The 6,135-nt window shown below is 63.0% G+C and carries 3 protein-coding genes; all 3 read left to right on the top strand.

The window, feature by feature from the left end; translation table 11 throughout:
• The coding region (locus tag PROAA_RS08920) for a phosphomethylpyrimidine synthase ThiC (RefSeq protein ID WP_186411013.1) at positions 1-619 on the top strand (619 nt) is incomplete at its 5' end.
• 165 nt (positions 620-784) lie between these two features.
• Complete coding sequence (locus PROAA_RS08925) at positions 785-1,870, top strand: HD-GYP domain-containing protein (RefSeq protein WP_186411014.1); 1,086 nt, start codon at positions 785-787, stop codon at positions 1,868-1,870.
• Between the two features lie 63 nt (positions 1,871-1,933).
• A complete protein-coding gene (locus PROAA_RS08930; RefSeq protein WP_186411015.1) occupies positions 1,934-5,968 on the top strand; it encodes a PAS domain S-box protein in 4,035 nt (1,344 codons plus the stop codon).
• The last annotated feature ends 167 nt before the right edge of the window (positions 5,969-6,135 follow it).

The raw sequence follows: 6,135 nt of genomic DNA on the forward strand, positions 1-6,135 counted from the left end.
GGTGATGATCGAAGGGCCTGGCCACGTACCGATGCACATGATCAAGGAGAACATGGACCTGCAACTCGAACAATGCAGCGAAGCCCCGTTCTACACGCTCGGCCCGCTGACCACTGACATTGCTCCCGGTTACGACCACATCACCAGCGGCATTGGTGCCGCCATGATCGGCTGGTTCGGTACGGCCATGCTCTGCTACGTGACGCCGAAGGAGCATCTCGGCCTGCCGGACAAGGACGACGTCAAGGAAGGCATCATCACCTACAAGCTCGCTGCGCACGCCGCCGATCTGGCCAAGGGCCACCCCGGCGCGCAGATCCGCGACAACGCGCTGTCCAAGGCACGTTTCGAGTTTCGCTGGGACGACCAGTTCAACCTCGGCCTCGACCCCGACAAGGCCAAGGAATTCCATGACGAGACGCTGCCCAAGGAATCGGCGAAGGTCGCCCATTTCTGCTCGATGTGCGGCCCGCACTTCTGCTCGATGAAAATAACCCAGGATGTTCGCGATTTCGCCGCGGCGCAGGGGATCGAAGAAAGTGAAGCGCTGAACATGGGGATGGAGACCAAAGCGGTCGAGTTCGTGAAGAGCGGTGCAGAGGTCTATCGCAGGGTTTAGTTTCCGTCGACGATGCCGTAATAGTCCTTGAGCAAATGCGGGCTGGTTATATCAGGGAATCGAACTAGAATCAGTTAAGCGGGGTCTTACAAAAGATCTCAGACGTCATTGATTGGATGGTAGCCTAGTGGGATCGCGAAGCGATAAACGGAGTAACCGTAGCCCATGAACGCTGCAACCATACTCATCGTCGACGACGAACCGACCAACCTGTCGATTCTTTCCAACCTGCTACGGCCGGACTACCAGGTACGCGCCGCCAATTCCGGAGAGAGCGCGTTGCGTGCGGCAGCCAGCGAGCCACGGCCCGACCTGCTGCTGCTCGACGTGATGATGCCCGGCATGGATGGTTATACCGTGCTTGAGCGTTTGCGCAGCAACCCCGCCACCGCCGACATCCCGGTAATCTTCCTCACCGCCCTGGCCGAAGCCAGCGACGAAGAGCGAGGCCTGCAGCTTGGTGCCGCCGATTTCATCACTAAGCCGATCAAGCCGCTTGTCATGCTGGCGCGGCTGCGCACCCAACTCGAAGCCAAACAGGCGCGCGACTGGATGCGCAATCAGAACGCCGTTCTCGAAGCCGAAGTCGCACGGCGCATGGCCGAGAACGACATGACCCAGCTGGTCAGCATCCGGGCGCTTGCCCACCTCGCCGAGACGCGCGACCCGGAGACCGGAAACCATATTCAGCGCACGCAGAACTACGTTCACTTGCTGGCCGAGCGACTCAGACACCACCCGCGGTTTTCATCCTTCCTCAGCCGGCACAACATCGATCTGCTGACCAAGTCGGCACCGCTGCACGACATCGGCAAGGTCGGCATCCCCGACAGCATCCTGCTCAAACCCGGCCCGCTCACCACGGACGAGTGGGAGATCATGAAAACCCACGCCAAGCTGGGTTCCGACGCTATCGAAAAGGCCGAGAGCGACGCCGAGATGCGCCTGGACTTCCTCGTCCTGGCCAAGGAGATCGCGCACTGGCATCACGAGAAATGGGACGGCAGCGGTTATCCCGATGGTTTGGCCGGTGACGACATCCCGATTTCAGCCCGGCTGATGGCGGTCGCCGATGTTTTCGATGCCCTGATCTCGACGCGGGTGTACAAATCGGCGATGCCGTTTGCCGAAGCGGGCAAGATCATCGCCGCCGGACGTGGCAAACACTTCGATCCTGATGTCGTCGATGCTTTCCTTGACAACCTTGCCGAGCTGACCGCCATTGCCGAGCGCTACCGGGACGAGGCCTGAGCGGTGGCGCGAGCCTGGCCCCTGTCTGCCCGCCCAAGGTGACCTGATGACGCAGCGTAACTCATGACGGCCGACGCGCCCGCGCCAGTGCCCGGAACAACCCGGCCGGATGCAGGTGGGTTCCGGATCCCCCTGCCATGGCTCGGGGCAATATTCGCCTTTCTCATGGCGGCCATACTGGTGAGTGCGCTGATCTGGCGCCTCGAACTGAATCGACTCGAACTACTGCGCGAACAGGTGTCCCGCCAGGGCGCCTATCGTGCACAGTCGATCCGGAACCAGATCGAACGCAGCACGACGGTGACCTATGTCCTGGCCGAACTGCTTCGCCATGGCCATGATCATGGCCATGGCACGGGCATCGATTTCGAGGTGGTGGCCAAACAGATGCTGCGGCTCTATCCTGCGGTGTCCGCGTTGCAATTGGCGCCCGGCGGAATAATCAGCCAGGTCGTGCCACTCGCCGGCAACGAAAAGGCCATCGGTCACAATCTGCTGCTGGACCCGGCGAGAAACAGGGAGGCCTTTATCGCACGCGATACCGGACAACTGACGCTGGCCGGGCCATTCAATCTGGTTCAGGGCGGACAGGGATTGCTCGCGCGCCTACCGGTATTTCTGGATGACGCCAGCGGCCCGCATAGCTTCTGGGGCTTTACCATTGCGCTGTTGCGCTTCCCCGAAGCCCTGGTCGGCGTCGGGCTGTCGCAACTGGCCGAACAAGGCCTCGAGTACGAACTGTGGCGCATCGACCCGGGCAGCGAAACAAAGCAGGTCATCGGCGCTTCGGTGTCCCCAAGTCTGATCGACCCGGTGAACGCCGTAGTCGATCTGCCTTATGGCAACTGGACACTGAGCGTTGCGCCCGTCAACGGCTGGAGCGATCCTCTCGGGCTTGCGCTGAAATCCGCGCTTGGACTTGTCTTCAGCCTGCTGCTGGCGTTCCTGTTCAAACTGCTGCTTGAGTCAAAGCAGCACGAGCGGAGGCTCGAAAGCGAGGTCGCCAAGCGGACGGCCGAAATATTCGCTACGCAACGTCAGTTGCAGGCGACCCTGTCCGCCATACCGGATCTGATGTTCGAGATCGGGCTGGACGGCCGGATTCACGGAGCACACTCCTCATGCACCGATTCACTGATCCTGCCTGGCGATTCCGTCGGCAGGCTGCTTTCCGAGATCGTTTCCGGTGAAGCCTGGTCGGCAACTCAGGCGAGTCTGAACGAGGCGCAGGAACGCGGCAATTCGACCGGCCTGCAAATCCATGTGCCATTCGGCCAGGAGAGCCGCTGGTACGAATGCTCCATTGCCCGCAAGGAGGTCGCAGTCGGGGATGAGCCGCGTTTCATTCTACTGGCTCGCGATATCACCCGGCGCAGGCTTGCGGAGGCGGGGCGGCAGAAGTTTGCCATGCTGGCCGAAAGCAGCAGCGAATTCATCGGCATGTGCGACCTCGACTTGAAGCCATACTATGTGAACCCTGCGGGCCTGCGCATGGTCGGGCTTTCCGACCTGGCCGCCGCCTGCCAGGTCAGTGTACAGGATTATTTTTTCCCTGAGGATCAGCGGTTCATCGCGGAGGAATTCTTCCCGCGCGTGTTGCGGGAGGGTCATGGCGACGTGGAGATCCGCTTGCGCCATTTTCAGACCGGCGCGCCGATCTGGATGTTCTACTACCTCTTCAGCGTCCGCGACCCCAGCGGCGAGGTCGTCGGATGGGCCACCGTAAGCCGGGACATCACCGACCGCAAGCAGGCCGGGGATGAACTGCGCAAGCTGTCGCAGGCGGTCGAACAAAGCCCGGAAAGCGTCCTCATCACCGACGCCGAGGCGCGCATCGAGTACGTCAATGACGCCTTCGTCCATGCGACCGGCTACAGCCGTGAGGAAGCGATCGGCCGCAACCCGCGCTTCCTCCACTCGGGCAAGACGCCGCGCGAGACCTTTGTGGCCTTGTGGGCGGCGCTGACCCAGGGACAGACGTGGAAAGGCGAGCTCTACAATCGCAAGAAGGATGGCAGCAGATACACCGAATTCGCCATCATCACGCCGATCCGCCAGCCCGACGGGCGCATCAGCCACTATGTGGCGGTCAAGGAAGACATCACCGAGAAGAAGCGTATCGGTCAGGAACTGGACGGCTATCGACACCATCTGGAAGAACTGGTCGCCGAGCGCACTGCCGAACTGAGCGTGGCGCGTGTGCAGGCCGACGCCGCGAACCAGGCTAAGAGCAGCTTCCTGGCCAACATGAGCCACGAGATCCGCACACCGATGAACGCCATCATCGGCCTGACGCACCTCATCCAGCGCGACGGCGTGACACCGGAACAGGCCGAACGGCTGGAAAAAATCAGTGGCGCCGGGCGGCACCTGCTGGGCATCATCAACGACATCCTCGACCTGTCCAAGATCGAAGCCGGCCGCATGCAACTGGAAAGCACCGATTTCCATCTTGCCGCGATACTCGACAACGTCGCATCGATCATCGGCGATTCTGCGCGGAGCAAGGGGCTGACGATCGAGCTCGACCGCGACGGGGTGCCGCTGTGGCTGCGCGGCGATGTGACGCGCCTGCGCCAGGCGCTGCTCAACTATGCCGGCAACGCGATCAAGTTCACCCGGCAGGGTTCCATTACGCTGAGCGCCGAGTTGCTGGAAGATGTTGACGGCGAATTGCAGGTGCGCTTCACGGTGACCGACACCGGTGTCGGGATCGAGCCGGAAAAGCTGGAGCGCCTGTTCCAGGCCTTCGAACAGGCCGACACCTCGATCACGCGCCGCTACGGCGGCACCGGCCTCGGGCTGGCCATCACCCGGCGACTGGCGGAACTGATGGGCGGCGAGGTCGGTGCGCAGAGTACGCCGGGGGTGGGCAGCAGCTTCTGGTTTACCGCCCGACTGCAGCGCGGCCACGGTGCCATGCCCGCCGAAGTGAAGGCTGCCAGCACCGAGAGCATTGAAACGCAGTTGCGCCGGGCGCACGCCGGCGCCCGCATTCTGCTTGCCGAAGACCAGCCGATCAACCGTGAAGTCGCGCTGGAACTGCTGCACGGTGCCGGTCTGGCGGTCGATGTGGCGGCCGACGGCCGGGAGGCGCTGGATAAGGCGCGCTCGACGGCTTACGCGTTGATTCTGATGGACATGCAGATGCCGAACATGAACGGCCTCGAAGCCACCCGCGCCATTCGCGCCCTGCCGGGTCGCGGCAAGACGCCGATTCTGGCGATGACCGCCAACGCCTTCGACGAAGACCGGCTGGCTTGCGAAGAGGCCGGAATGAACGACTTCATCACCAAGCCGGTCGAGCCCGATGCCCTCTATCACATCTTGCTGGTCTGGCTGTCGGCGGGGTCATCGCCAGCAACGTCGACCGGGTCTGACTATCGGGCGACTCCGGTTCTGCGCATTGACCCGGCGCTTCCCGCATCGCGCGCAGTGCCGTCGCCGGTGCCACTGCCGCAATCCGTGGCCGAATTCGAGGGGCTCAACACGGTGCGCGGGCTGGTTGCACTGCGTGGCGACACGGCTGCCTACCTGGCGCTGTTGCGGCAGTTCGCCGCTCGCCACGGCGACGATGCCCGCCACTTGCGCGATGAGCTGGCAGCAGACCAGAGCGATGCCGCCCGGCAACGGCTGCACGCGCTCAAGGGCGTGGCCGCCACGCTCGGCGCGAGTACCGTCCAGTCGGCTGCCGAAGCGCTGGAAAAGGCCTTGCGCAGTGATGCCCCGGCGACTGCGCAGATGGCGCTGCTCGACACCTTGCAGGTCGAACTGGGCGCGCTGGTCGTCATTCTCTCGTACCAACCTGAAGCGGCTGCGGATAGCGAGGGTGGAGCGGTTGGCGAGGGTGGTGTGGGTGGTGAGGGCATCGGGATGCTGGCCAGCCACGGCCAGATACGACGGCTGCTCGAACAACTGGAAACACAACTGGCCAGCGACGACACCGCAGCAGGCGATCTGTTCGCGGCCAACCGGCCGGTCCTGCTGGCCACCTTCGGTTCGGCGGCCATGCAGTTGGGCCGGCGGATCAGCGACTTCGACTATCCCGCAGCGCTGGAATCGCTGCGGGTGCTGCTGCGCCGTGCAAAGGGAAACTGAGCTGGCAACGGGCGAAGAGAACTGGCGTCTGCTACGCGTGTAGAAGTGCCGTGTGTTGTTTCTGGCGCAGCCACGCCACAAGCGCATCGCCAGGCATTGGCCGGGCGTACAAAAAGCCTTGAATTTCATCGCAGCCGTGGTGCCTGAGACTGGCCAGTTGCTCGGCG

The organism is Candidatus Propionivibrio aalborgensis, assembly GCF_900089945.1.
Lineage (GTDB): Bacteria > Pseudomonadota > Gammaproteobacteria > Burkholderiales > Rhodocyclaceae > Propionivibrio > Propionivibrio aalborgensis.

Coding starts and splice junctions, on each gene's coding strand:
- PROAA_RS08930 (WP_186411015.1), top strand. CDS start 1,934: ATGACGGCCGACGCGCCCGCGCCAGTGCCCGGAACAACCCGGCCGGAT.
- PROAA_RS08925 (WP_186411014.1), top strand. CDS start 785: ATGAACGCTGCAACCATACTCATCGTCGACGACGAACCGACCAACCTG.